This is a genomic window from Nocardioides sp. GCM10023255, assembly GCF_042653125.1.
Classification (GTDB): domain Bacteria; phylum Actinomycetota; class Actinomycetes; order Propionibacteriales; family Nocardioidaceae; genus Nocardioides.
Map to the genome: position 1 here is coordinate 83737 of NZ_JBHSHU010000001.1, position 22625 is coordinate 106361.

Sequence of the window (22625 nt, forward strand, 5' to 3'; positions counted from 1 at the left end):
GTTACCGACGCGACCCCCGACGACGTCAGAGCGCGTACGCCGCCAGCTCGCCGGCCAGGTCCTCGTTGGCCCGGCCGAGCACGATCGTGCCGTCGCCGGTGTGCTCCATCGAGTCGATCTCGCCGTGCTGGTGCAGCCGGTTGATCAGGTCGCCGCGCTCGTAGGGCAGCAGCGCCTTGAACTCCACGCCCGGGCGCGGCAGCTCGCCCTCGATGACGCGCAGGGCGTCGGCGATGCCCTCCCCGGTCTTCGCGGACACGACCACCGAGTGCGGCTCGCGCTGGCGCAGCCGGGCCAGCACCATCGGGTCGGCGGCGTCGGCCTTGTTAATGATGACCAGCTCGGGGACCTGGTCGGCCTTGATCTCGGCGAACACCTCGCGCACCGCGGCCAGCTGGCCCTCGGGGTCGGGGTGGGAGCCGTCGACGACGTGCAGGATCAGGTCGGAGTCGGCGACCTCCTCCAGCGTCGAGCGGAACGCCTCGACCAGCTGGTGGGGCAGGTGCCGGACGAAGCCGACGGTGTCGCTCATCGTGAAGACCCGGCCGTCGGCGGTGGTCGTGCGCCGCGTCGTCGGGTCCAGGGTCGCGAACAGCGCGTCCTCGACCAGTACCCCGGCGTCGGTGAGCCGGTTGAGCAGGGAGGACTTGCCGGCGTTGGTGTAGCCGGCGATCGAGACGCTGGGGATGTGGTTGCGACGGCGCTCCTGGCGCTTGGTGTCGCGGGTGCCCTTCATCTCCTTGAGCTCGCGGCGCAGCTTGGCGATCTTGGTGTTGATGCGACGCCGGTCGGTCTCGATCTTGGTCTCACCGGGACCACGGCCACCGATACCGGCACCGGCCGCGACCCGGCCACCGGCCTGGCGGGAGAGGTTGCCACCCCAGCCGCGCAGGCGCTGCTTCATGTAGTTCAGCTGGGCCAGCTCGACCTGCGCCTGGCCCTCCTTGGACTTCGCGTGCTGGGCGAAGATGTCGAGGATCAGCGCGGTCCGGTCGACGGCCTTGACCTTGAGCCGGTCCTCGAGGTTGCGCAGCTGGCTGGGCGCCAGCTCCCCGTCGAGGATCACGGTGTCGGCACCGGTCGCCTGCACGATCTCGCGCAGGCCGTCGACCTTGCCACGGCCGATGTAGGTGGCCGGGTCGGGCTTCTGGCGGCGCTGGTAGATCGCGTCGAGCACCTCGGAGCCGGCGGTCTCGGCCAGCAGCGCGAGCTCGGCCATGGAGTTCTCGGCGTCCTCGATGGAGCCCTCGGTCCACACCCCGACCAGCACGACGCGCTCGAGGCGGAGCTGGCGGTACTCGACCTCGGTGATGTCCTCGAGGTCGGTGCGCAGCCCGGCGACGCGGCGCAGCGCGTGCCGCTCGGCGAGGTCCATCTCACCGACGGTCTCGTCGGCGTCCTCGGGGTCGGGCTCACCGACCCAGGAGTCGGTCGCCTCGTCGGCGTACCCCGACTCCCAGCCGTCCTCGCTGTCGTCCCAGGTCTCGGTGGCGTCCAGCTCGGCGTCGAGGTTGAAGTCGCGTGCGTTCGTCATATGCCCTTCAGGGTAGGTGGGGTGAGCGGGGAGCGCGAGCCGTTAACCGTCCGGCGGCGGATCCCCGCACTGAGTGGAACGCCGCAGGTCCGGTCGCGATTCCCGAGAAGGCCGGTCGAGGCGTTTCCCCGGTGCGGGCGGGACCGGTCCGGCACGCTGCTCCACATGAGCACGCTGATGCCCCGGCTGGACCGGTTCACCCGGACGTTCTGGCGGGCGACCGGTCGCCCGGTCGACCTCGACGGCGGCGAGGCGTGGCTGGCCGCTCCGATGCACGACGGCCAGACGATCGGGGACGGCTGGCTCGCCGCGGCGGCCTCGAGGCTCGGCGGCACCCTCCGCGAGCGCGACGACGCCGGGCTGGTGCCCGACCTGGCCGAGCTCGACGGATCCGGCTTCCGCGCCGCCGACCTGCGAGCCGAGGTCCGGCACTTCTACGAGCACACCTCCGAGTGGCGGATGGAGGTCTGGACCCAGTGGAACCCGCTGTTCGCGCCCGGCGGCGAGCTCGTGTCCCGGGTGTTCGGGCGGCGGGTGCAGCAGCTGGCGCTGCCGACCCGTCCGCTCGACGTGGCACGGGGCATGGACAGCAGGGTCGTGACCATCCTCGACGCCGGAGGCGAGCAGCGGGCAGCGGGGTGGATCCGCACCCTGCGGTCGACCGGCGAGTACGTCTACAGCGGCTGCTACTCGAGCCGGACCCTCCCGGGGTCCGACCAGCCGAGCGTGCACGTGGCGTTCCCGCTCGAGGCGGGCAACGTGCAGGTGCTGCTGCGCCCGCGAGCCCTCCCGGACGGGTCCCTCGTGCTGAGCTCGCCGTCCGGCGCGTTCGGCGAGGACGGGGCGTACGTCGTCGTCGCGGACGGGGGCGGGCACCACGCCGCCCGGGCCCCGATCCACGAGGAGTTCCACGTCTTCGTCGACCCCGACGGGGTGCTCCGCACCGACCACGTGCTGCGGCTCTGGTCGGCCACCGTGGTCCGGCTGCACTACAAGCTCACGCGCGCCTCCTGAGGAGCGCCGGCAGTACCTTGGCCCGGTGAACACCCCCGCACTCCCCGACCGCGCCCGCGTCGTCATCATCGGCGGCGGCGTCATCGGCTGCTCGATCGCCTACCACCTCGCCCACGCCGGCTGGACCGACGTCGTCCTGCTCGAGCGCGACCGGCTCACCTCCGGCACCACGTGGCACGCCGCCGGGCTGATGACGTGCTTCGGCTCGACGTCGGAGACCTCGACCGGGATCCGACTCTACTCCCGGGAGCTCTACGCCCGCCTGGAGGAGGAGACCGGCCAGGCGACCGGGTTCCGGCCCGTCGGGCTGATCGAGGCGGCCGCCGACGAGGACCGGCTCGAGGAGTACCGCCGGGTCGCCGCCTTCCAGCGCCACCTCGGTCTCGAGGTCGAGGAGATCTCCCCGCGAGAGATGTCCGAGCTGTTCCCCTGGGCGCGGACCGACGACCTGCTCGCCGGCTTCCACGTCCCCGGTGACGGCCGCGTGAACCCGGTCGACGTCACCACCGCCCTGGCCAAGGGGGCCCGGCAGCTCGGCGTCCGCATCGTCGAGGGCGTCTCGGTCACCGAGGTGCGCACGGCGCGCGGCGCGGTCGCCTCGGTCTCGACCACCGCCGGCGACGTGGAGTGCGAGTACGTCGTCAACTGCGCCGGCATGTGGGCCCGCGAGCTGGGCGCGCAGAACGGCCTGGTGATCCCCAACCAGGCGGCCGAGCACTACTACCTGATCACCGACACGATCGAGGGGCTCGACCCGGACGCGCCGGTCTTCGAGGACCCCGCCTCCTACGGCTACTACCGCGAGGAGGGCGGCGGCATGATGGTCGGCCTCTTCGAGCCGCAGGCCGCGCCGTGGCGGGTCGAAGGCATCCCGAAGGACTTCTCCTTCGGCAAGATCCCGCCCGACTGGGACCGGATGGGGCCGTTCCTGGAGAAGGCGATGGCCCGCGTCCCCGTCACCCTCGAGGCCGGCGTCCGCACGTTCTTCTGCGGGCCCGAGTCCTTCACCCCCGACCTCGCACCGGCGGTCGGCGAGGCACCCGGCATCCGCAACTACTTCGTCGCGGCCGGCATGAACTCCGTCGGGATCCTGTCCGCCGGCGGGCTCGGCCGGGTGGTGGCGCACTGGATCACGACCGGCCGCCCCGACGTCGACGTGACCGGCTTCAACGTCGACCGCTTCCGGCCCTACCAGGCAGACGACGGCTACCGCGCCGCCCGGACCACCGAGATCCTCGGCACGGTGTACGCCGCGCACACGCCGGGCAAGCAGCTGCGCAGCGCCCGCAACACGCTGCTCTCCCCCGTGCACGACCGGCTGGTCGGCCAGGGCGGGCTGCTGCGCGAGGTGTCCGGCTGGGAGGGCGCCGACTGGTTCGCCGGGCCCGGTGAGACCCCGGTCGCCGAGCCCACGTGGGGGCGGGCGCCGTGGTTCGAGCAGTGGGCGGCCGAGCACCGGGCCGTGCGCGAGGGCGTCGGGCTGATGGACATGAGCTTCATGGCCAAGCTCCGGGTGCGGGGCGCCGACGCCGGCGCCGTGCTCGACCGGGTGTCGGCGGGCGCGGTGAACGGTCCGGCCGAGACCATCACCTACACGCAGTGGCTCGACGAGGACGGCCGGATCGAGGCCGACCTGACCGTCACCAAGCTGGCCGACGACGACTTCCTCGTCGTCGCCTCCGACACCGCGCACGGCCACGCGCTGGCCTGGCTGGGCCGCCACACCGGGTCCGCGGACGTCTCGGTCGAGGACGTGACCGAGGACCACGCGCAGCTCAACGTGCAGGGGCCGCGGTCCCGGGAGGTGCTGGCCGAGCTGACCGAGGCGGACCTGTCCACCGAGGCGTTCGGTTTCCGGACCGCGCGGTGGATCGACCTGGCCGGCGTGCGCGTGCTGTGCGCCCGGATCACCTACCTGGGCGAGCTGGGCTACGAGCTGTACGTGCCGGCCGAGGACGGGCTCAAGGTGTACGACGCGCTGCAGTCGGTCGGTGCGGCGTACGGCCTGGTGCCGGTCGGGCTGAAGGCCCTCGCCTCGCTGCGCATGGAGAAGGCCTACCGCGACTTCGGGCACGACATCGACAACACCGACTGCCCGCTGGAGGTGGGCCTCGGCTTCGCGCTCGCGCTCGACAAGCCGGGCGGCTTCGTCGGCCGCGAGGCGGTGCTGGCCCGCAAGGAGGCCAACGCCGCGGCGGGCGGGATGGGCCAGCGGCTGGTGCAGCTCCGGGTGCTCGACCCCGAGCCGCTGCTCTTCCACGCGGAGGTCGTGCTGCGTGACGGCATCGAGGTCGGCTACGTGCGCGCGGCGTCGTACGGCTGGACGCTGGGCTCCGCCGTCGGGCTGGCCTTCGTCTCCGGCGGCGGCTCGCCGGTCACGCCGGACTGGCTGGCCTCGGGGACGTGGGAGGTCGACGTGGCCGGCACCCGGCACCCGGTCGAGGTGTCCTTGCGGCCGATGTACGACCCCACGTCCGCGCGGATCCGCGTCTGACCCGCGTGGCCGCCGTACGCCTCTCCCCCGACGGCCGCGAGCTCGCCGGCCTGCTGCCCGCACGCCCCGGCCGCGTGCTGCTCGGGATCACCGGGGCGCCGGGGGCCGGCAAGTCGACGCTGGCCGCCCACCTCGCCCGCACCGCCGGCGCGGTGGTGGTGCCGATGGACGGCTTCCACCTCGCCGACGTGGAGCTCACCCGCCGCGGGCTCCTCGACCGCAAGGGCGCGCCGGAGACCTTCGACGCGTGGGGGTACGCCGCGCTGCTGGCCCGGCTGCGCGACCACCCCGACCACGTGGTGATGGCGCCGGGCTTCGAGCGTGACCTCGAGCAGCCGCTGGCCGGTGCGGTCCCGGTCGACCCGTCGGCGGCGCTGGTGGTGACCGAGGGCAACTACCTGCTGCTCGACGAACCGCCGTGGCGGGCAGTCCGGGCCGGCCTCGACGCGGTCTGGCACGTGGTCTCGCCCGAGGCGCTGCGGGTCTCCCGCCTCGTCGCCCGGCACGTCGCGTTCGGCAAGTCCCCCGACGCGGCCCGGGCCTGGGTCGAGCGCGTCGACCAGCCCAACGCCGAGCTGGTCGAGGCCGCCCGCGACCGCGCGGACCTGGTCCTGGACCTCACCGACTGGGTCACGGGCTGACCCGGGTGGGCCACCCGAGGATCCCCCATCCGGGGCACGCGTACCTCCCGCCGGCCCGGCCAGACTGAAAGACGTCGATCGGGCGGCCAGGTCGCCCGGGAGGGCGGTGGTCGGGATGCGCCGGATCCAGGCCTGGCTGGGCACCGGCCGGGGCGGGCTGGTCGGCCTCGTCGTCACCTTCGCGCTCCTCGCGCTCGCGGTCGTCTTCGGCTGGCTCGCCTCGCTGGACACGAGCGTGGGCGGCCCGGGGATCGTCGGCCTGGAGCTGGTCGGCGACCCGGACGCGGCCGCGTTCTGGGTCTCGCTCTACGGCACCGACGACGTCTTCCGCGCGCTCGCGTTCGACGTGCCGTTCATCCTCTGCTGGGCGCCGCTGCTCGCGCTGGTCGCGCTCTGGACCGGGCCGGCGTACCGGACCATGTCGACCCGGCGGCTCGGCGTGCCCCTCGCCCTGGTCGCCCTCGGCGCCGGCGCCCTCGACCTGCTGGAGGACCTGTTCGTCCTGCTCGGCTGCGGCCCCGGCGGCCTGGACCCCTGGGCGACCGCGTGGCAGCTGGCCGCGGCCGCCTCGTGGGCCAAGTGGCTCGCGATCCTGGTCGTCGGCCTGTACGCCGCGGGCGGGCTGCTGTCGCTGCTGCTGCGCGGCGAGGTGCGCGCCGTGCTGCGCCAGGCCGACACGGCCACCGGCGGGCCGGCCCGGTTCACCGAGGACGAGGGCGGCCTGGGGCTGGCGTTCTCCGGCGGCGGCATCCGGGCCGCCTCGATCAGCCTGGGCGCGTTGCAGTCGCTCGAGCGCGACGGCCTCGTGCCGCGGGGCTGGGACCAGGCCGACCACGTGACCTCGGTATCGGGCGGCTCCTACATGACCGGTGCCTGGAGCGTGGCCCGGAGCCTGCCGCGGCCGGCGTCGCCCGACCCGGAGCCGTGGGCGTACGGCGGCGTGCAGATCACCCCGGAGGAGCGGCACCTGCGCGCCAACCTCGGCTACCTGCTGTCCAACACCCCGCGCGGCAGCGGCGAGGACGCCATGACCACGGGCGGCTCGATGGCCGGCGACGCCGTCGACGCCACCCGCGCCCGGCGGCTGCCCGCGGTCATCGCGACGGTGCTGACCGGCATCGCCGTCAACGCGCTGGTCTTCCTCGGCGTCCTGTGGGTGGTCTCCCAGCTGGTCGGCTGGTTCTACCGGTGGTACGTCGGCCTCACCTGCCCGTCCTGGCGCCTCGAGCGGGCGCTGACCTTCCAGGCCGACCGGGACTGCCTGGTCCAGCCGGGCCGGGTCGGCTGGCCGATCCTCGTCTGGCTGGCCGTGGGCGTGGTGGCCGTCGTGCTCTGGGTGGCGGCCGGGAAGTTCAGCGACGCCAGCGGCCGCACGGTCCCGCCGGCGTGGCTGCTGGTCCCGAAGTTCCTCGGGTACGGCGGCCTCGCGGTCGCCGCCCTGCTGGCCGCGGCGCTCGTGGTCGTCCCGATGCTGATCGAGCTGCTCTGGCGCCCGGTCGCGGCCCACGACCTGTTCACGTCCGTGGTCACGGTGGCCGGCGCGCTCGGGTCGGCCGGTGCGGTGTTCCGGATCCTGCGCAAGCCGCTGGCCCGGTTCGCCCCGGTGCTCGGCGGGGTGGTCTTCGGCGCGCTGCTGCTGTTCCTGGTCTGCCGGTGGGGCCTCGGCGCGATGGCCGCCGCGCCCGCGGACCGGCACCTGGTGCTGCTGGTGGTCGTCGTGGTGGTGCTGCTCGCACTGCACCTGCTGGGCACCTCCGAGTTCTGGTCGCTCGCGGCGTTCTACCGCGGCAAGCTGCGCTCGGCGTTCGCGACGTACCGCCTGCTCGGCAGCGACGGCGTGGTCCGCGCCCGGGCGTACGTCAACAACGACACCGCCACCGGCGACGAGCGGGTCGAGCCGGCGCTCGCCGCGCTGCCGGTGCGCAGCGCGGCCGAGCCGACCGGCACCCCGCTGACCATCTGCGCCTCGGCGACGGTGACCGGCCGCGGCGTGCGCACCCACTACGGCGTGCCCGCCCTGAGCGTGACGTTCTCCCCCACCGCGGTGCGGCTCTTCGTGCCCCAGGAGGAGGACGGCCTGTGGCAGCGCTACGAGTGCTCGGCGGCGGACCTCGGCACGCTGCGACCGTCGTGGAGCCCGCGGCTGACCACCATGCGCGCGGTCGGGCTCTCCGGCGCCGCCGTGTCGCCGGCGATGGGACGGTTCCGGCTCGGGCCGGTGAGCATGCTGCTGGCGTTCGCGAACGTGCGGCTCGGGTCGTGGATCCCGAACCCGCGGTGGGCCGCCGAGCTGGCCGCGCTGGGCAGTCCGCTGCCCCGACCGGGCCTGGGCTACCTGCTCAAGGAGTTCCTCGGCTTCCACGACCCCAGCGACCTCTACCTCTACGTCACCGACGGCGGCCACTGGGAGAACACGGCGCTGGTCGAGCTGCTGCGCACCGCCCACCACCGCGAGCTGATCTGCGTGGACGCGGACTCCGGGCCCGGCAACCTGGCCCGGTCGATCTCCCGCGCCGTCGACCTGGCCCAGCTCGAGTGCGCGGCCAGCATCGCGCTCAACCTCGACGTGCTGCGCGCGGACCCGGAGCCGTCACCGGGCCGGGACTACTCGCCGCGGTCGGTCAACATCGGGCTGGTGCGCCGGGTCGACCAGGGCATCGAGCGGATCAGCGTGCTCTGGTACTGCAAGCCAGCGCTCACCCAGGACATGCCGCCGCAGCTGCTGGCCTACCGCGAGGTCGACCCGACGTTCCCGAGGATCAGCACCGTCAACCAGTTCTTCCACACCGCCCAGTTCGCGGCGTACCGCGACCTCGGCCGCTACAACGCCCGCAAGATCCTCGCCGCGCGCAGCACCCTCGCCGCGGTGGTGGGGGGTTGTGCGACGTTCGTGGCCTTCCGGGGGGCGGTGCAGGCCGGCGTCACTCCCGAGCCGCCCGAGGCGTGGGTGCTGCCCGAGCTGCTGAGCCTGATCGAGCAGCTGGTCCTGGCGCGGGTGCCCGACGAGCAGGCGGCGTACGCCGAGGAGCTGTACGCGACGGTGGCCGCGGCGCTGGCGTGACTACTTGGGCGGCATCCGGATGCCGCCGTCGACGCGGACCGTCTCTCCGTTCATGTAGGGGTTCGTCAGGCACTCGAGCACCATCGAGGCCAGCTCCTCGGGGCGGCCGAGCCGCTTCGGGAACAGCACGCTCTGGCCGAGCTGCTCCTTGAACTCCTCGGGGTTCGGCGCGAAGTCGTAGATCGGGGTGTCGATCAGCCCGGGCGCCACCGTGTTCAGCCGGATGCCCGCCGCCGCGAGGTCGCGGGCGACCGGCAGCGTCAGGCCGACCAGGCCGCCCTTCGACGCGGCGTACGCCGCCTGCCCGATCTGGCCGTCGAAGGCCGCCACGCTGGAGATGTTCACGATCGCGCCGCGCTCGCCGGACTCGGTCGGCTCGAGCCTGCTCATCTCGGTCGCCGCGAGCCGCAGCGCGTCGAAGGCGCCGATCAGGTTGATCGCCACGACCTTGGTGAAGGCACCGAGGTCGTGGGCGGAGTCGAACTCGCCGTCCCGGCCGATGGTGCGCTGGGCCCAGCCGATGCCCGCGGAGTTCACCAGCACCCGCAGCGGGCCGAAGTCGGAGGCGATCCGGACGGCAGCCTTGATCTGCTCGGTGTCGGTGACGTCGACGCTGGCGAACACGCCGCCGATCTCCTGCGCGAGCGCCTCGCCCTTGTCGGCCTGCAGGTCCGCGACGACGACCCGTGCGCCGGCCGCGGCGAGCTTGCGGGCGACGGCCGCGCCGATGCCCGACGCCGCACCCGTGACGATCGCTGATGCTCCGTTGATGTCCATGGCTGGCGATCCTAGAGCCCGGGTCACCCGACTCAGAGGGCGGTGACCCCCGAGGCCACGACCACGGCCGGACCGGTGAGCAGCACCCGGTTCTCGGCCGTCCAGGTGACCGTCAGCGTGCCGCCGGGCACGTCGACGCGGTAGGCGACGTCCTCGTCAGGGACGCCCCCCTCGGGCACCAGCCGGTCGCGCAGCGCCGCGGCCACCATCACCGCGCACGCACCGGTGCCGCAGGAGCGGGTCTCCCCCGATCCACGCTCGTGCACGCGCATGCCGACGTGCCGCTCGCCGCGGCGCACGACGAACTCCACGTTCACGCCGTGGGGGTAGGTCTCGCCGTCGTGGGCCGGGGCGTCGAGCAGCGGGCCCGCGTCGTCGAGCGACTCCACGAACGCGACCGCGTGCGGGTTGCCCATGTCGACGTGCCGGGCCGGCCAGCTGCGCAGGCCCACGCCCACGACGCTGTTCCCGAACACCTTCGGCGCGCCGATGTCGGCGGTGATCTGGTCACCGGCCACGGTCAGCACCTTCAGCCCGTCCCGGGTCGCCACCGGGACCGGGCTGGAGGCGTCGACCAGGCCCTCGTCGAGGAGGTGGCGGACGAAGACCCGGATCCCGTTGCCGCACATCTCCGAGGGCGAGCCGTCGCTGTTGCGGTAGTCCATGAACCACTCGGCGTCGCCGAGGACCGCGGCGTCGGGCCCGTCGTACGACGCGGTGCGGATCACCCGGATCACGCCGTCGCCGCCGATGCCCGCGCGCCGGTCGCACAGCGCGCGCACCCGCTCGGGGGCGAGCGCACCGTGCACGCTGCCGTCGTGGTCGGGCAGCAGCACGAAGTCGTTCTCCGTGCCGTGGCCCTTGAGGAAGGGGTAGGTGTCAGGCATACAGTCCCTTGGCGTAGTTCTCGGGTCGGTAGTAGTCGTCGAGCTGCTCGGCGGTCATGCCCGACGGCTCCACCGTGCTCGCGATCACCGCTCGACGGGGCACGACGCCCTCCGGGTCCCAGGTCTCGGGCTGCCACAGCCCCGAGCGCAGGAACGCCTTCGCGCAGTGGAAGAACAGCTCGTCGATCTCCACCACGACCGCCAGCACCGGCCGGTGCCCCTTGACGACCATCGCGTCGAAGAACGGCGCGTCGCTGACCAGCCGCGCGCGGCCGTTGATCCGCAGGGTGTCGCCGCGCCCCGGGATGAGGAAGTTCAGCCCGACGTGGGGGTTCTCGAGGATGTTGCGGTAGCCGTCGGCGCGCCGGTTCCCGGGCCGCTCGGCGAGCGCGATGGTCCGCTCGTCGATGACGTGCACCAGGCTGCCGGCCGGGTCGCCCTTGGGCGAGGCGTCGCAGCGGCCGTCGGCAGACGCTGTGGCCATCACGCAGAACGGCGAGGCGGACAGCCAGTCGCGGTCGACGTCGAGCAGCGCGGGCCGGGCCTTGTCGCGGGCCCGCTGGCCCGGCTCGCCGAGCAGCGCGACGAGCTCGTCGACCGACGCGACCTCGCTCCAGGTGTGGTCGTGGTTCACGGGTCCACGGTACGCGGGGACCGGACCTCGGGGCCGCGGGAAGGGGTCGCGGCCCCGAGGTGGAGCGGGTCCTGAACGGGTGGCTACCGGGGGTGCACCACCGTCGCCGAGCCACCACCGCGCCGCTTCGGCTCGGCGACCGCTGTCAGCAGCCCGCGCGGACCGAACTCGATCGCGGTGGCCGCCCCGATCTCGGCGGCACTGGTGAAGGTGTCGCCCGAGGGCTGGAGCTCCTGCCCGTACGGCGCGAGCAGCGCGCCGTACGCGTCGATGAACTCCGGCTCCGCCAGCGTCTTGGCGGTGTTGCCGTTCGACGCGCGCGGCGCGGCGAGCGCTTCGTCGATGGGCATCCCCCGGTCGATGCGGTTGAACAGCATCTGCAGGACCGTGGTGATGATCGTCGAGCCGCCCGGCGAGCCGAGCGCGAGGAACGGCTTGCCGTCCTCCAGCAGGATCGTCGGCGACATCGAGCTGCGCGGGCGCTTGCCGCCCTCGATCCGGTTCGGGTCGTCGGGGTCGTACTCCGCCGAGAAGTCGGTCAGCTCGTTGTTGAGCAGGAAGCCGCGGCCGGGCACCACGATGCCGGACCCGCCGGTCTGCTCGATGGTGAGCGTGTACTCCACGACGTTGCCCCACCGGTCGGCCACGGTCAGGTTGCTGGTCTCGACGTTCTCGGTGTCGGTCGCCGGGTCGGTCGTGCCGGCGGCGCCGGCGTCGCACTGGCCGTCGTAGGACGTGACGTCGCCCGGCTCGGTCGGCTTCGGCATCGCCTGGTCGGGGTCGATCGCGCAGGCCCGCTCGGCGGCGAACCTGTCCGACAGCAGGTCGCGCTGCGGCACGTCGACGTACGCCGGGTCGCCGTCGTGGGCGTTGCGGTCGGCGAAGGCCAGCGCGCTGGCCTCGATGTAGTGGTGCAGCGCCGCCGCGTCGTCCATCGCGGCGACGTCGTACTGCTCCAGCACGTTGAGCGCCTCGCCGACGGTCAGGCCACCGCTCGAGGACGGAGCCATCCCGTAGACGTCGTAGCCGCGGTAGTCCGAGTGCGTCGGGCGTCGGTCGATCGCACGGTAGGCGCGCAGGTCCTTCGCGGTGAGGTGGCCGGGAGGGACGGGCAGGTCGGTGCCCTTCGTGGTGGGTGGCTTGCGCGCGGTGCGGGCCACCTCGCGCCCGAGCCTGCCGTCGTAGAGGACTCGCGGGCCCCGGTGGCGGATCAGGTCGTACGTCGCGGCGAGGTCGGGGTTGCGGAAGCGACTGCCGACCCGCGGGGCGTGCCCGTGCCTCCAGAAGAGCCGCCTGGTGGAGGTGAACGCCGTGAAGCGCTCCTCGTTCTGCTTGGTCTGGTCGTGGAAGGTCTGGTCGACCACGAAGCCGTGGCGGGCGAGGCGGGCGGCCGGGCGCATGGTCCGCGCCAGGGTGCGGGTGCCCCACCTGTCGAGGGCGCGCTGCCAGGTGGCGAGGGTGCCGGGCGTGCCGACGGAGACGCCGCTGGTCACCCGCTCGGGGGTGAACGGGTAGGGGTCTCCGGTGGCGGGGTCGATGAACGCGTCGTGCGGCATGGCGGCGGGCGCGGTCTCGCGGCCGTCGATGGTGCGCACCTTGCCGGTCCTCGCGTCGTAGTGGACGAAGTAGCCGCCGCCCCCGATGCCGGTGCTGAACGGCTCGGTCACCCCGAGCGCGGCCGCGGTCGCCACCGCGGCGTCCACCGCGTTGCCGCCGTGCTTCAGCACCCGCAGGCCGATCCGGGACGCGTCGGCGTCGACGGACGTGACCGCCCCGCCGCGACCCACCATGGTCGGGGTCCTGGGCGGCGGGGTCGCCCGCTGGGCGGGCGCGCGGCCGCCGGGGTCGGCGTCGGCGGCGCCCACCGGGCCAGCGGTGAGCGTGGTGGCGGCGAGGGCCAGGACGGCCACGGACGTGGTGGCGCGGGGTCGGCGCATGCGTTCCTCCCGAGATGGAGCGACGGACTCCCCCACCCTGCCTCGCCCTGCCACGGGTGTCGAGGCCCGGGCCGGGGATCTCAGGAGGTGCGCGGCCCCACGACGTCGTACCGGGCGCAGGCGAAGTCGCCGTTGCGCGCCAGCTCGGTCAGTCTCAGGTCGAACGGTCGCGGGAACAACGGCCGGCCCTTCCCGAGGGTGACCGGTGCGACCTGCGCGCACACCTCGTCGAGCAGCCCGGCCTCCGCGAACTGGCAGGCCAGGTCCCCGCCGCCGACCACCCACAGGTCCCGGCCGCCGGCGGCCTCGGCCATCGCCGCGTGCACCGGCCGCACGTCGTCGGCGACGAAGCGGACGTCGGCCCCCTCGATCGGGGGCAGGTCGCGGTGCGTGAAGACCCAGGTCGGCTGCTCGTAGGCCCACGGCTCGCCCTTGTCGAGGTGGTGCGCGCGGATCCACTCGTACGTCGTCGCGCCCATCGCCAGCGCGCCGATGCCGGCGATGAACGCCCCGTAGCTCATCGGCCCGTCCTCGTCGATGTGCTGGACGAACAGCCAGTCCAGCGAGTCGTGCTCGTCGGCGATGAAGCCGTCGAGGGTGGTGGCGGTGTAGTAGGTCGTGCGGGTCATGGGTTCCTCTCGAGGCCGGTCGGCAGGTCAGGGAGCGGCCCGGCGGGCGAGCCACTCGAGCGGGTCGCCGTGGTCGGGCCGGTGCCCGTCGGCGCGCAGCACCATCCGCACCAGCTGGCGGCGGTGGGCGGCGTAGGTCAGCACGTGGGCCACGACGCCGGACAGCACGAAGCTCTCCGGGGGCTCGCAGAGCGCGTCGACGAGGCGGTCGCTCCAGGCGCCGCGCTGCTCGACGTCGCGCACGAACGCCAGCCAGCGTGCGGCCACGTCCTCGTGCCGGTCCACCAGGGTGGGCAGGTCGTCCGGGCCGTGGACCGGGTGGTCGGCGCCCTCGATCGAGGCGAGCCAGACCTCCTTGCTCCACACCAGGTGGTCGAGCACGGACGCGACCGACTCCTCGGGACCGTCCCAGTCCAGGACCAGGTGCCCGGGCAGCCGTGGCCTCCGGTAGTCCTCCTCGCTCAGACCCTTGGCCAGCTCCAGCACCGCGCGCGTGTCGTCGACGTCGTGGTGGACCAGCACCGCCGTCACGTCGTCGGCCGCCGGACGCGCGCCGCTGTCGACCCAGAGCGAGGTGGGCGGGTGGAAGTGGATGCCGTTGGGAGCGGGCAGCCAGTGGCCGGTGCGGCCGGAGCCGACCGCGCCGCCCGGCGGGTGCCCGTAGGCCCGGGCGAAGGCACGGCTGAACCCCTCGACCGACTCGTAGCCGGCCGCGAAGGCCGCATCGGTGACCGACGTGCCGCGACGCAGCTGCCAGGCGGCCCGCTCCAGCATCACCCGGCGCCGCATGGCGACCGGCGGCTCGCCCGCGCCGCGGGAGAGCTGGCGGTTGAAGTGGTACGGCGAGGCGTACGCGTCCTGTGCCATCTCGCCGAGGGTCTGGTTCCCCTCGTCGAGGACGGCGTCGAGCAGCTCGCGCAGCCGGTCGCGGCCGCTCGGGGTGCCGAAGGGCTGGTCGCTCATGCCGTCCAGTGTCGCGCCCGCCGGCCCGCGGGCGCCCGACCGTTCTTGCTCAGCCCGGATCCGGGCTCAGCCCGGGACCGCCGCCAGCGCCTTCTCCACGCGCTCGGGGTCGTCGTACCGGACCCAGACGATGCGCGGGTCCTTGCGGAACCACGAGTCCTGGCGCCGGGCGAAGCGGCGGGTCGCGACCACGGTCCGCTCCCGGGCCTCGTCGAGGGACAGCTCGCCGGCGAGGTGGGCGGCGACCTCGCGGTAGCCGATCGCCCGACCGGCGGTGCGCCCCTCGGCCAGCCCCTCGTCGAGCAGCCGCACCACCTCCTCGACGAACCCGTCGGCGAACATCTGGTCCACCCGCTGCTCGATCCGGGCGTCGAGGGCGGGCCGGTCGATGTCGACACCGATCTGCACCGACGCGGGGTCGGCGTACTCCATCGTCGGCAGCGACGCCGTGAACGGGCGCCCGGTGATCTCGATGACCTCGAGCGCGCGCACGACGCGACGGCCGTTCTCGGGGAGGATGCGGGCGGCGGCCTCGGGGTCGACGAGCGCGAGCCGCTCGTGCAGCCGCAGCGCCCCGACCTCGGCCAGCTCGTCCTCGAGGCGGGCGCGGACCGACTCGTCGGTTCCCGGGAACTCGAAGCGGTCGAGGATCGCGCGGGTGTAGAGCGCCGACCCGCCGACCAGCACCGGGACCCGGCCGCGCTCGCGCAGCTCGCGCGCGACGTCGCGGGCCTGCTGCTGGAACTCCGCGACCGTGAGCGGGTCGCGGACCGTCATCAGGTCGAGCAGGTGGTGCGGGATACCGCGGCGTTCTTGGACCGGGACCTTGGCGGTGCCGATGTCCATGCCGCGGTAGACCTGCATGGCGTCGGTGTTGACGACCTCCCCGCCCAGCCGCTCGGCGAGGTCCAGGGAGAGCCCGGTCTTGCCCGAGGCGGTCGCGCCCACGATGGCCACGACCGGCACTCCGATCGGGTCTGGCGGCATGTGGTTAGTGTGTCAAAGACCGGGTACGTGACCGCACCCAGCCAGGGTCCGACCCGCTCAGAGAGGAGTGGCAGATGAGCTTCTTCGACAAGGCCAAGGACGCCCTCGGCGACGCCGTGGACAAGCACGGCGACAAGATCGCCGGCGGCATCGACAAGGCCGCCGAGATGGTCGACGACAAGACCGGCGGCAAGCATGCCGACAAGATCGCCACCGGCGCCGAGAAGGCCAAGGACGCCCTCGACAAGCTCGACGGCCGCAACGACGACCTCCCCGACGGGGGCGCCCGATGACGGCACCGATCCCCGAGGAGGAGGAGCAGCAGCCGCTCGGGACCGGCACCCCGCCCGGTGAGCACCGCGGCGAGCTGCCCGACGAGGACGACGCAGGTGGCGGGTCGGCGACGCAGGAGGAGAACGCCGAGACCTCCGAGGACCAGCCGTCCCAGTGAGCCCTCTGACAGGAGGACGACCATGAGCCAGAAGCAGAACGACGAACCGCTCGACGCCCCCACCCCGCCGGGCGGACCGCTGCGCACCGACGCGCCCGCGGGCGCGCAGACGCCCGGCAAGCCGGGCGTGCCCGGGTCCGAGGCGGACGACGGGAACGACCACCGGGACGAGAAGACCGACACCGAGGAGCGCCGATGACGACAGGACCGGACGAGGAAGAGCTCGCCGAGGAGCAGGCGCCCACCGAGGCTCCCGACCCCGAGGAGTACGAGGCCGACGAGCGGGAGACGGCCGTCTCCGACGAGACCGGCACGGTCTACGACGTGGAGGGCGAGCCCGAGGCGACCCCGCACGACCTCGAGACCGAAGAATCCACCGAGGAGTGAGCGCCCCGCTGGACCGGTTCGTCGTGGTGCCGGCGTCGTACGTCTTCCTGCTGCGCGACGGCGTCACCGGCCCGGAGGTGCTGCTGCAGCTGCGGCAGAACACCGGGTTCATGGACGACCACTGGGCCGCGGCCGCGGCCGGTCATGTCGAGAAGGGCGAGACGGCGTACGACGCCGCGCGGCGCGAGGCGGCCGAGGAGATCGACGTGACCGACCTCGACCTGGCGTTCCTGACCGCGATGCAGCGCACCCGCGGCGGGGAGCCGATCGACGAGCGGATCGACTTCTTCTTCACCGCCCGCTCGTGGCGCGGCGAGCCGCGTGTGGTCGAGCCCGAGAAGTGCGCCGAGCTGCGCTGGTGCCCGCTCGGGGACCTGCCCGATCCGGTCGTGCCGCACGAGCGGGCGGTGTTGGAGTCGCTGCGGACGGGTACCACCACGGCGTACAGCACCTTCGGCTTCGAAGGTGCACACCACGAGGGAGGGAGAACCTCATGAGCACCGACGACCTCGGTCCGATGCCCGAGCCCCAGACCGAGCCCGGCGAGCTCGCACCCGGCGGCGTCGACGCCGTCGACGACATCGACCACACCAACCCGGCCACCCGCGACCTGTCGACCCGCGACAACCCGGCGGTGGACGACGTCGAGGTCCCCGCGGCGATCCAGGAGGGTGAGGACACCTCCACGCAGGCCACGCGCGACGAGGAGGAGCCGATGTCGGGCGAGGAGGAGTCCCCGGCATGAGCGACCCCTCCGACTCCGCCGACTCATCCGCGCAGGACGCCGACGTCCAGGACTCGACGCCCAACTCGGCCGGCCCCGAGCGTGCCGCGGGCGGCATGGGAGTCAGCAGCGAGCGGGTCGGCCCGACCGGTCCGGGACAGGTCGCCACCGACGGGGTCCGCGACACGGCGCCGCACGAGCGCGACCCGGAGGCGGACGTGCCCCCCGAGCAGTCCACCGGCAACCCGGAGCCACAGCCGGAGGGGCTGGAGCCCAAGTCCGGCTACTCGAGCAAGGACCCGCGCTCCGACCAGTCCTGACCGCGGTCGATCCGGTGCACGTGGTGCGCCGGATCAACCGCAGTCGGGACTCAGCCGCAGGCGGGCGCGTCCGGCAGCGGCGCCGGCACCCCGAGCGTGGGCATGCCCAGCGAGACGCCCGGTGCGCCGGACGACGCCGCCGTGGCCTGGCGGGCCTCCCACGCGTCACCGGAGCGGGTACGCCGCACGGCCTGGACCGGCCCGTCGGCGACGAGGTGGTGCGGGGCGGCGTACGTCAGCGTCACCGTGACCATGTCGCCCGGGCGCACGCCGTCGGCGTCCACCTCGGAGAAGTCGGCGGAGAAGTGCACGAGCCGGTTGTCGGGGGCGCGGCCGGAGAGCCGGTGGGTGGCGGAGTCCTTGCGTCCCTCCCCCTCGGCGACCATCAGCTCGACGGTCCGGCCGACGAGCGCCTTGTTCTCCTCCCACGCGATCTCGTTGACCAGCGCGACGAGGCGCTCGTAGCGGTCCTTGACCACGTGCGGGGCGACTTGGTCGTCGAGCACGGCGGCGGGGGTGCCGGGGCGCTTGGAGTACTGGAACGTGAAGGCGCTCGAGAAGCGGGCCGCGCGGACCACGTCGAGGGTGGCCGCGAAGTCCTCCTCGGTCTCGCCGGGGAAGCCCACGATGATGTCGGTCGTGATCGCCGCGTGCGGGATCGCGTCGCGGACCCGCGAGATGATCCCGAGGAACTTCGACTGGCGGTAGGACCGGCGCATGTCGCGCAGCACCTTGTCCGAGCCGGACTGCAGCGGCATGTGCAGCGACGGCATCACGTTCGGCGTCTCGGCCATCGCCTCGATCACGTCGTCGGTGAACTCCGCCGGGTGCGGGCTGGTGAAGCGGACCCGCTCCAGCCCCTCGATCTCGCCGCAGGCCCGCAGCAGCTTCGAGAACGCCTGCCGGTCGCCGAACTCCACGCCGTACGCGTTGACGTTCTGGCCGAGCAGGGTCACCTCGGAGACGCCCTCGGCGACCAGCGCGCGGATCTCGGCGAGGATGTCGCCCGGGCGACGGTCCTTCTCCTTGCCGCGCAGCGACGGGACGATGCAGAACGTGCAGGTGTTGTTGCACCCGACCGAGATCGACACCCACGCGGCGTAGGCCGACTCGCGCTTGGTCGGCAGCGTGGACGGGAAGACGTCGAGCGACTCCAGGATCTCGACCTGGGCCTCCTGCTGCACCCGCGCCCGCTCGAGCAGCACCGGCAGCGAGCCGATGTTGTGGGTGCCGAACACGACGTCGACCCACGGGGCCTTCTGGGTGATGGTCGAGCGGTCCTTCTGCGCCAGGCAGCCGCCCACGGCGATCTGCATGCCCGGGTGCGCGGCCTTGACCGGCGCGAGGTGGCCGAGGTTGCCGTAGAGCTTGTTGTCGGCGTTCTCGCGCACCGCGCACGTGTTGAACACGACGACGTCAGCCTGTTCGCCCACCGGCGCCGCGGCGTACCCCGCGTCCTCCAGCAGCCCGGTCAGCCGCTCGGAGTCGTGGACGTTCATCTGGCACCCGTAGGTGCGGACCTCATACGTGCGCGCTGCTGCCTCAGTCATGACCGCACAAGGGTACGGCGGGCAGCGGGGCGGGCGGGAATCCCGCGCGCCCTCGCTCGCCTGCTGTGGACGGGTCCTCCCGAAAGCACCGATGGCCCGGACGGCCGCGGACTAGGGTGCGCTCGTGCTCTCCTGGCGATCGCGCGGCTCCGTCCTGTCCATCTGCTCGGAGGGCTCGGTCCTCTCGATCTGCAGCGTCGGCTCCGTGGCCTCGTTCGGCAGCATCGGCTCGTTCGCGTCCTTCGCGAGCATCGGGTCCTGGATGTCGACGCTGTCCCTGGGCTCCTACCAGAGCAACGTCTCCGTGCTCTCCCACCAGAGCAACCGCTCGGTGCTGTCCTCGCAGAGCAACGGGTCCGTGCTGGCCCGGCGACGCAGCGGACGCCGGGGTGCCGAGTGACCGGCCGGCTGGACCGGCGTGCCCTGCTGCTGGGCGGGACCGGGGTCGCGACCACCGCTGCGCTCACGACGGTCGCGCCGGCGATGGCCGGGGAGAGCAGCAGGACCCTGGTCTTCAAGGGGAGGTTCACCGACCCCGACGGGCCGGACTGGCACTACGTCCCGTTCAGGGTCCCCGAGGGCGTGCGCGCGCTCGAGGTGCACTACGACTACACCCCGACGCCGGCCGGGCCGACGACCTTCAACGTGGTCGACATCGGCATCTTCGACGCCTCCGGCCACGGCCTCGGCGACGCGGCGGGCTTCCGGGGCTGGTCGGGCGGTGCCCGGCGCTCGTTCCGGATCAACCGCCACCGGGCGACCCCCGGCTACCTCGCCGGGCCGATCACGCCGGGACGCTGGGCCATCGCGCTCGGGCCCTACCAGATCGACTTCGGCGGCACCCCGTGGAAGGTGGAGGTGACGCTGCACTTCGGCAAGCGCCGGCCGCGCTTCGTCCCGCACCCGCCGCCCACCAGCGTCGCGGGCACGGGAGCCGGCTGGTACCGCGGCGACCTGCACGTGCACACCGTCCACTCCGACGGCTCCCAGACCCCGGCCGAGGCGCTGGCCGACGCCAGGGCGGCCGGGCTGGACTTCATCGGCAGCTCCGAGCACAACACCAGCTCGGCCCACGCCCGCTGGGGCAAGGTCGTCGACGACGACTTCCTGGTGATCTGCGGGGAGGAGGTCACCACGCGTGCCGGTCACTGGATCGCCGCCGGGCTGCCGGCCGGGACCTGGGTGGACTGGCGCTACCGCCCCGAGGACGGCGAGCTCCCCCGGTTCACCCAGCAGGTGCGCGACGCGGGCGGGATCGCGATCGCGGCACACCCCGAGCAGCTCGGGACCGGGATCGGCTGGCAGTTCGGCGACGACTTCGGACCGATGGACGCCGTCGAGGTGTGGAACGGCCCGTGGAGCGGGCTCAACGCCTACGCCAACGAGAAGGCACTGTCGGCATGGCACGGCCTGCTGACCGACGGCGTCTTCAAGCCGGCCGTCGGCAACTCCGACTCCCACAACCACGGCCAGCGGATCGGGCTCGCCCAGACGGTGGTCCGGGCCGACTCGCTGTCCGTCGACGCCCTGCTCGACGGCTACCGGGGCGGTCACGCGTGGATCGCCGAGTCCTCGGACATCGACCTCGACCTGACCGCGACGCTCGGCGAGGTGACCGGCGGGTGCGGCGACCACGTGCCCAGCAGCGAGGGGGACACGGTCGGCGTACGCCTCCACGTCACCGGCCTCGACGACGGCTGCGTCGCCACGCTGCTCGGCCCGGGCACCACGGTCCACGCGACCGCCCCGGCCACCGGCGGTGAGGTGCTGCTCGACGCCTCGGTGCCGGGAGGTACGTCGTTCGTGCGGGCCGAGGTGCGCCGGGGCCCGGCGATGGTCGCGATGACCAACCCGGTGTTCCTCAGCTGAGACCCGCGTCGCGGGCGACCACCACCGCCTGGGCGCGGTCGCGCAGGTCGAGCTTGGCAAAGATGTGGCGCACGTGCGTCTTGACCGTGGCCATGCTGATGACCAGGTCCGCTGCGATCTCGGCGTTCGACCGGCCGGCACCGATCATCGCCAGCACCTCGCGCTCCCGGTCGCTGAGGTCGCCGAAGCCGGGCGGCAACGAGACGGCCACCGGAGGCCGGGACGCGAAGCTCGCCATCATGCGGGACAGGACCGCCGGCGCCACCACCGGCTCGCCCGCGGCGGCGCGGCGTACGGCCTCCACCAGGGCGTCGGCCGTGACGTCCTTGAGCAGGAACCCCACCGCGCCGGCGCGCAGCGCCTCGACGACGTGCTCGTCGACGTCGAACGTGGTCAGCGCCAGGACGCGGGGGTGGTGGTCCGACGCGGTGATCCGCCGGGTCGCCTCGATCCCGTCCAGCCCCGGCATCCGCAGGTCCATCAGCACCACGTCGGGCGCGTGCTCCGTGACCGCCGCGACCGCCTCGGCACCGTCGCGCGCCTCTGCGACCACCTCGAGCCCCGCGAGCTCGAGGATGAGCCGCAGCCCCTGCCGGACCAGGTCCTGGTCGTCGACCAGGAGCACGCGGGTCACGGTCGGGACTCCGCGACGAGCGGCAGCGTGACCCGGACGTCGAAGCGACCATCCCGCGGACCCGCGTGGAAGGCGCCACCCAGCAGCTCGGCCCGGTGCCGCATCCCGGTCAGGCCGCGTCCCGCTTCCGGCGCCGCCGAGACCGAGGTGCGGTTGGTGGCGTGCACCAGCACCTGGTGGTCCTCCCAGGTGACCTCGATCGAGACGGGTTCACCGGGCGCGTGCCGGCCGGCGTTCGTGAGGCACTCCCGGACGATCCGGTTGACGGCGAGCCGGGCCTGCTCCTGGTGCACGGCAGGAGCTCCGCAGACCTCGAGGACGTTCGGGATGCCGCCCTGCTCGGCCCGGCGGGCGACCTCGGTGAGGTCGTCGGAGGCCCCGCGCACGTCGACGTCCGGGGACATCACGTCGAGGACGCCGCGGATCTCGGCGAGGGTGCGGTGCGCGGTCGCCCGGATGGCCTCGACCGGCTCCGCAGCCCGCTCGGGGGCGAGCCGGAGGGCGGCGGCAGCGGCCTCGGCCTGGACCGCGATCAGGGTGACCTCGTGGCCCACCACGTCGTGCAGCTCCTGCGCGATCCGGGCGCGCTCGGCCTCGACCGCCGCCTCCTCGGCGCGCCGCCGCTCCTCGCGCAGCCGCTCGGCCAACCGGGCCAGCTCGGCGTTCTGCGCGCGCAGGTGCGCGACCAGTCGGCCGGCCAGCACCGGTGCCGCGACCGCGATCACCGCCCCGATCGCGGCCACCGGCGCCTCGGGACCGACCAGCGTCCCGACGGCGGTCGCGAACGCCGCCCACAGCGTCGCCGCGACGACGGCCCGTCCCGGCCGGCCCCAGCTGCCGAGGGCGAAGAACTGGAGCACCACCGCCACGAACCCCAGCAGCGGGAACCCCTCGGTGGGCACGAACCACGGCAGCGTGGAGACGACGGCGGACGGCACCGGGTGGGTACGCCGCCAGGCCAGCGGCGCCGTCGTACCGACCACGTAGAGCTGGCCCACCACGGAGTCCGCGATCGGCCAGAGCGTGACCTGGACCAGCCCGAGCGCCACGAGCACCGCCGCGACGACCGCATCGGTGCGGTTGGCGCCGAGAGGCCCGGCGGCGGGAGTCACGCGCGAGGTCACCCGGGCAG

General features: G+C 73.6%; 24 protein-coding genes. 13 read left to right on the top strand and 11 right to left on the bottom strand.

Going from position 1 to position 22625, the window contains the following annotated elements; all coding sequences use genetic code 11:
* Positions 1–25: 25 nt before the first annotated feature.
* The gene (gene hflX, locus ACFO9I_RS00405; RefSeq protein WP_379176694.1) at positions 26–1534 is read right to left on the bottom strand and encodes a GTPase HflX; all 1509 of its coding nucleotides are present in this window, start codon (positions 1532–1534) and stop codon (positions 26–28) included.
* Between the two features lie 165 nt (positions 1535–1699).
* Here hflX and ACFO9I_RS00410 point away from each other — a divergent pair, with 165 nt between their 5' ends.
* From ACFO9I_RS00410 to ACFO9I_RS00425, 4 genes are all read left to right on the top strand, one after another.
* On the top strand, positions 1700–2548 hold the full coding sequence (locus ACFO9I_RS00410) for a hypothetical protein (RefSeq protein WP_379176696.1): 849 nt from the start codon (positions 1700–1702) through the stop codon (positions 2546–2548).
* Positions 2549–2573: 25 nt separating this feature from the next.
* Positions 2574–5042 (top strand): GcvT family protein, encoded by a 2469-nt coding sequence (locus ACFO9I_RS00415; RefSeq protein ID WP_379176698.1) that lies wholly within the window; start codon positions 2574–2576, stop codon positions 5040–5042.
* A 5-nt stretch (positions 5043–5047) separates the two neighbouring features.
* Positions 5048–5683 carry a nucleoside/nucleotide kinase family protein gene (locus tag ACFO9I_RS00420; protein WP_379176699.1) on the top strand — a complete coding sequence of 212 codons (636 nt, stop codon included), beginning with the start codon at positions 5048–5050 and terminating at the stop codon, positions 5681–5683.
* Positions 5684–5798: 115 nt separating this feature from the next.
* Positions 5799–8744, top strand: a complete 2946-nt coding sequence (locus ACFO9I_RS00425; protein WP_379176701.1) for a hypothetical protein — start codon at positions 5799–5801, stop codon at positions 8742–8744.
* Here ACFO9I_RS00425 and ACFO9I_RS00430 read toward each other — a convergent pair whose 3' ends face one another.
* The 7 genes from ACFO9I_RS00430 to miaA form a co-directional block, all read right to left on the bottom strand.
* On the bottom strand, positions 8745–9521 hold the full coding sequence (locus ACFO9I_RS00430; protein WP_379176703.1) for an SDR family NAD(P)-dependent oxidoreductase: 777 nt from the start codon (positions 9519–9521) through the stop codon (positions 8745–8747).
* Between the two features lie 32 nt (positions 9522–9553).
* The gene (gene dapF / locus ACFO9I_RS00435; RefSeq protein ID WP_379176705.1) at positions 9554–10408 is read right to left on the bottom strand and encodes a diaminopimelate epimerase; all 855 of its coding nucleotides are present in this window, start codon (positions 10406–10408) and stop codon (positions 9554–9556) included.
* Entirely contained in the window at positions 10401–11042 is a 642-nt protein-coding gene (locus tag ACFO9I_RS00440; RefSeq protein WP_379176707.1) for a pyridoxamine 5'-phosphate oxidase family protein, read from the bottom strand. Before ACFO9I_RS00440 ends, dapF begins: the two co-directional genes overlap by 8 nt.
* An 83-nt stretch (positions 11043–11125) precedes the next feature.
* Complete coding sequence (gene ggt / locus ACFO9I_RS00445) at positions 11126–12979, bottom strand: gamma-glutamyltransferase (RefSeq protein ID WP_379176709.1); 1854 nt, start codon at positions 12977–12979, stop codon at positions 11126–11128.
* An 80-nt stretch (positions 12980–13059) separates the two neighbouring features.
* Complete coding sequence (locus tag ACFO9I_RS00450) at positions 13060–13608, bottom strand: dihydrofolate reductase family protein (RefSeq protein ID WP_379176711.1); 549 nt, start codon at positions 13606–13608, stop codon at positions 13060–13062.
* A 27-nt stretch (positions 13609–13635) separates the two neighbouring features.
* Complete coding sequence (locus ACFO9I_RS00455; RefSeq protein WP_379176713.1) at positions 13636–14571, bottom strand: helix-turn-helix domain-containing protein; 936 nt, start codon at positions 14569–14571, stop codon at positions 13636–13638.
* Between the two features lie 66 nt (positions 14572–14637).
* On the bottom strand, positions 14638–15558 hold the full coding sequence (gene miaA / locus ACFO9I_RS00460; protein WP_379176715.1) for a tRNA (adenosine(37)-N6)-dimethylallyltransferase MiaA: 921 nt from the start codon (positions 15556–15558) through the stop codon (positions 14638–14640).
* Positions 15559–15632: 74 nt separating this feature from the next.
* Between miaA and ACFO9I_RS00465 the strand changes: the two genes are divergently transcribed.
* The 7 genes from ACFO9I_RS00465 to ACFO9I_RS00495 are packed head-to-tail and all read left to right on the top strand — an operon-like array spanning position 15633 to position 17440.
* Entirely contained in the window at positions 15633–15851 is a 219-nt protein-coding gene (locus tag ACFO9I_RS00465; protein ID WP_379176717.1) for an antitoxin, read from the top strand.
* Positions 15848–16009: a hypothetical protein gene (locus ACFO9I_RS00470; protein ID WP_379176719.1), complete on the top strand. Its 162-nt coding sequence runs from the start codon at positions 15848–15850 to the stop codon at positions 16007–16009. Before ACFO9I_RS00465 ends, ACFO9I_RS00470 begins: the two co-directional genes overlap by 4 nt.
* A gap of 22 nt (positions 16010–16031) precedes the next feature.
* Entirely contained in the window at positions 16032–16208 is a 177-nt protein-coding gene (locus ACFO9I_RS00475; protein ID WP_379176721.1) for a hypothetical protein, read from the top strand.
* Positions 16205–16396 carry a hypothetical protein gene (locus tag ACFO9I_RS00480; RefSeq protein ID WP_379176723.1) on the top strand — a complete coding sequence of 64 codons (192 nt, stop codon included), beginning with the start codon at positions 16205–16207 and terminating at the stop codon, positions 16394–16396. The genes ACFO9I_RS00475 and ACFO9I_RS00480 overlap by 4 nt, the downstream gene beginning before the upstream one ends.
* The gene (locus ACFO9I_RS00485; RefSeq protein ID WP_379176725.1) at positions 16393–16893 is read left to right on the top strand and encodes an NUDIX hydrolase; all 501 of its coding nucleotides are present in this window, start codon (positions 16393–16395) and stop codon (positions 16891–16893) included. Before ACFO9I_RS00480 ends, ACFO9I_RS00485 begins: the two co-directional genes overlap by 4 nt.
* Positions 16890–17141 (top strand): hypothetical protein, encoded by a 252-nt coding sequence (locus tag ACFO9I_RS00490; protein WP_379176727.1) that lies wholly within the window; start codon positions 16890–16892, stop codon positions 17139–17141. Before ACFO9I_RS00485 ends, ACFO9I_RS00490 begins: the two co-directional genes overlap by 4 nt.
* Positions 17138–17440 carry a hypothetical protein gene (locus ACFO9I_RS00495; RefSeq protein ID WP_379176729.1) on the top strand — a complete coding sequence of 101 codons (303 nt, stop codon included), beginning with the start codon at positions 17138–17140 and terminating at the stop codon, positions 17438–17440. The genes ACFO9I_RS00490 and ACFO9I_RS00495 overlap by 4 nt, the downstream gene beginning before the upstream one ends.
* 50 nt (positions 17441–17490) lie before the next feature.
* Here the strand turns inward: ACFO9I_RS00495 and miaB are convergent, their stop codons facing one another.
* Positions 17491–18990, bottom strand: coding sequence for a tRNA (N6-isopentenyl adenosine(37)-C2)-methylthiotransferase MiaB (gene miaB / locus ACFO9I_RS00500; RefSeq protein WP_379176731.1), 1500 nt, complete (start codon positions 18988–18990; stop codon positions 17491–17493).
* A 124-nt stretch (positions 18991–19114) separates the two neighbouring features.
* Here miaB and ACFO9I_RS00505 point away from each other — a divergent pair, with 124 nt between their 5' ends.
* Both ACFO9I_RS00505 and ACFO9I_RS00510 read left to right on the top strand, forming a co-directional pair.
* Positions 19115–19390, top strand: coding sequence for a hypothetical protein (locus tag ACFO9I_RS00505; RefSeq protein ID WP_379176734.1), 276 nt, complete (start codon positions 19115–19117; stop codon positions 19388–19390).
* Entirely contained in the window at positions 19387–20859 is a 1473-nt protein-coding gene (locus tag ACFO9I_RS00510; protein ID WP_379176736.1) for a CehA/McbA family metallohydrolase, read from the top strand. Before ACFO9I_RS00505 ends, ACFO9I_RS00510 begins: the two co-directional genes overlap by 4 nt.
* Here ACFO9I_RS00510 and ACFO9I_RS00515 read toward each other — a convergent pair.
* Complete coding sequence (locus tag ACFO9I_RS00515) at positions 20852–21493, bottom strand: response regulator (protein ID WP_379176738.1); 642 nt, start codon at positions 21491–21493, stop codon at positions 20852–20854. The two genes, ACFO9I_RS00510 and ACFO9I_RS00515, sit on opposite strands and share 8 nt — an antisense overlap.
* Entirely contained in the window at positions 21490–22617 is a 1128-nt protein-coding gene (locus tag ACFO9I_RS00520) for a sensor histidine kinase (protein WP_379176740.1), read from the bottom strand. Before ACFO9I_RS00520 ends, ACFO9I_RS00515 begins: the two co-directional genes overlap by 4 nt.
* Between the last annotated feature and the right edge of the window lie 8 nt (positions 22618–22625).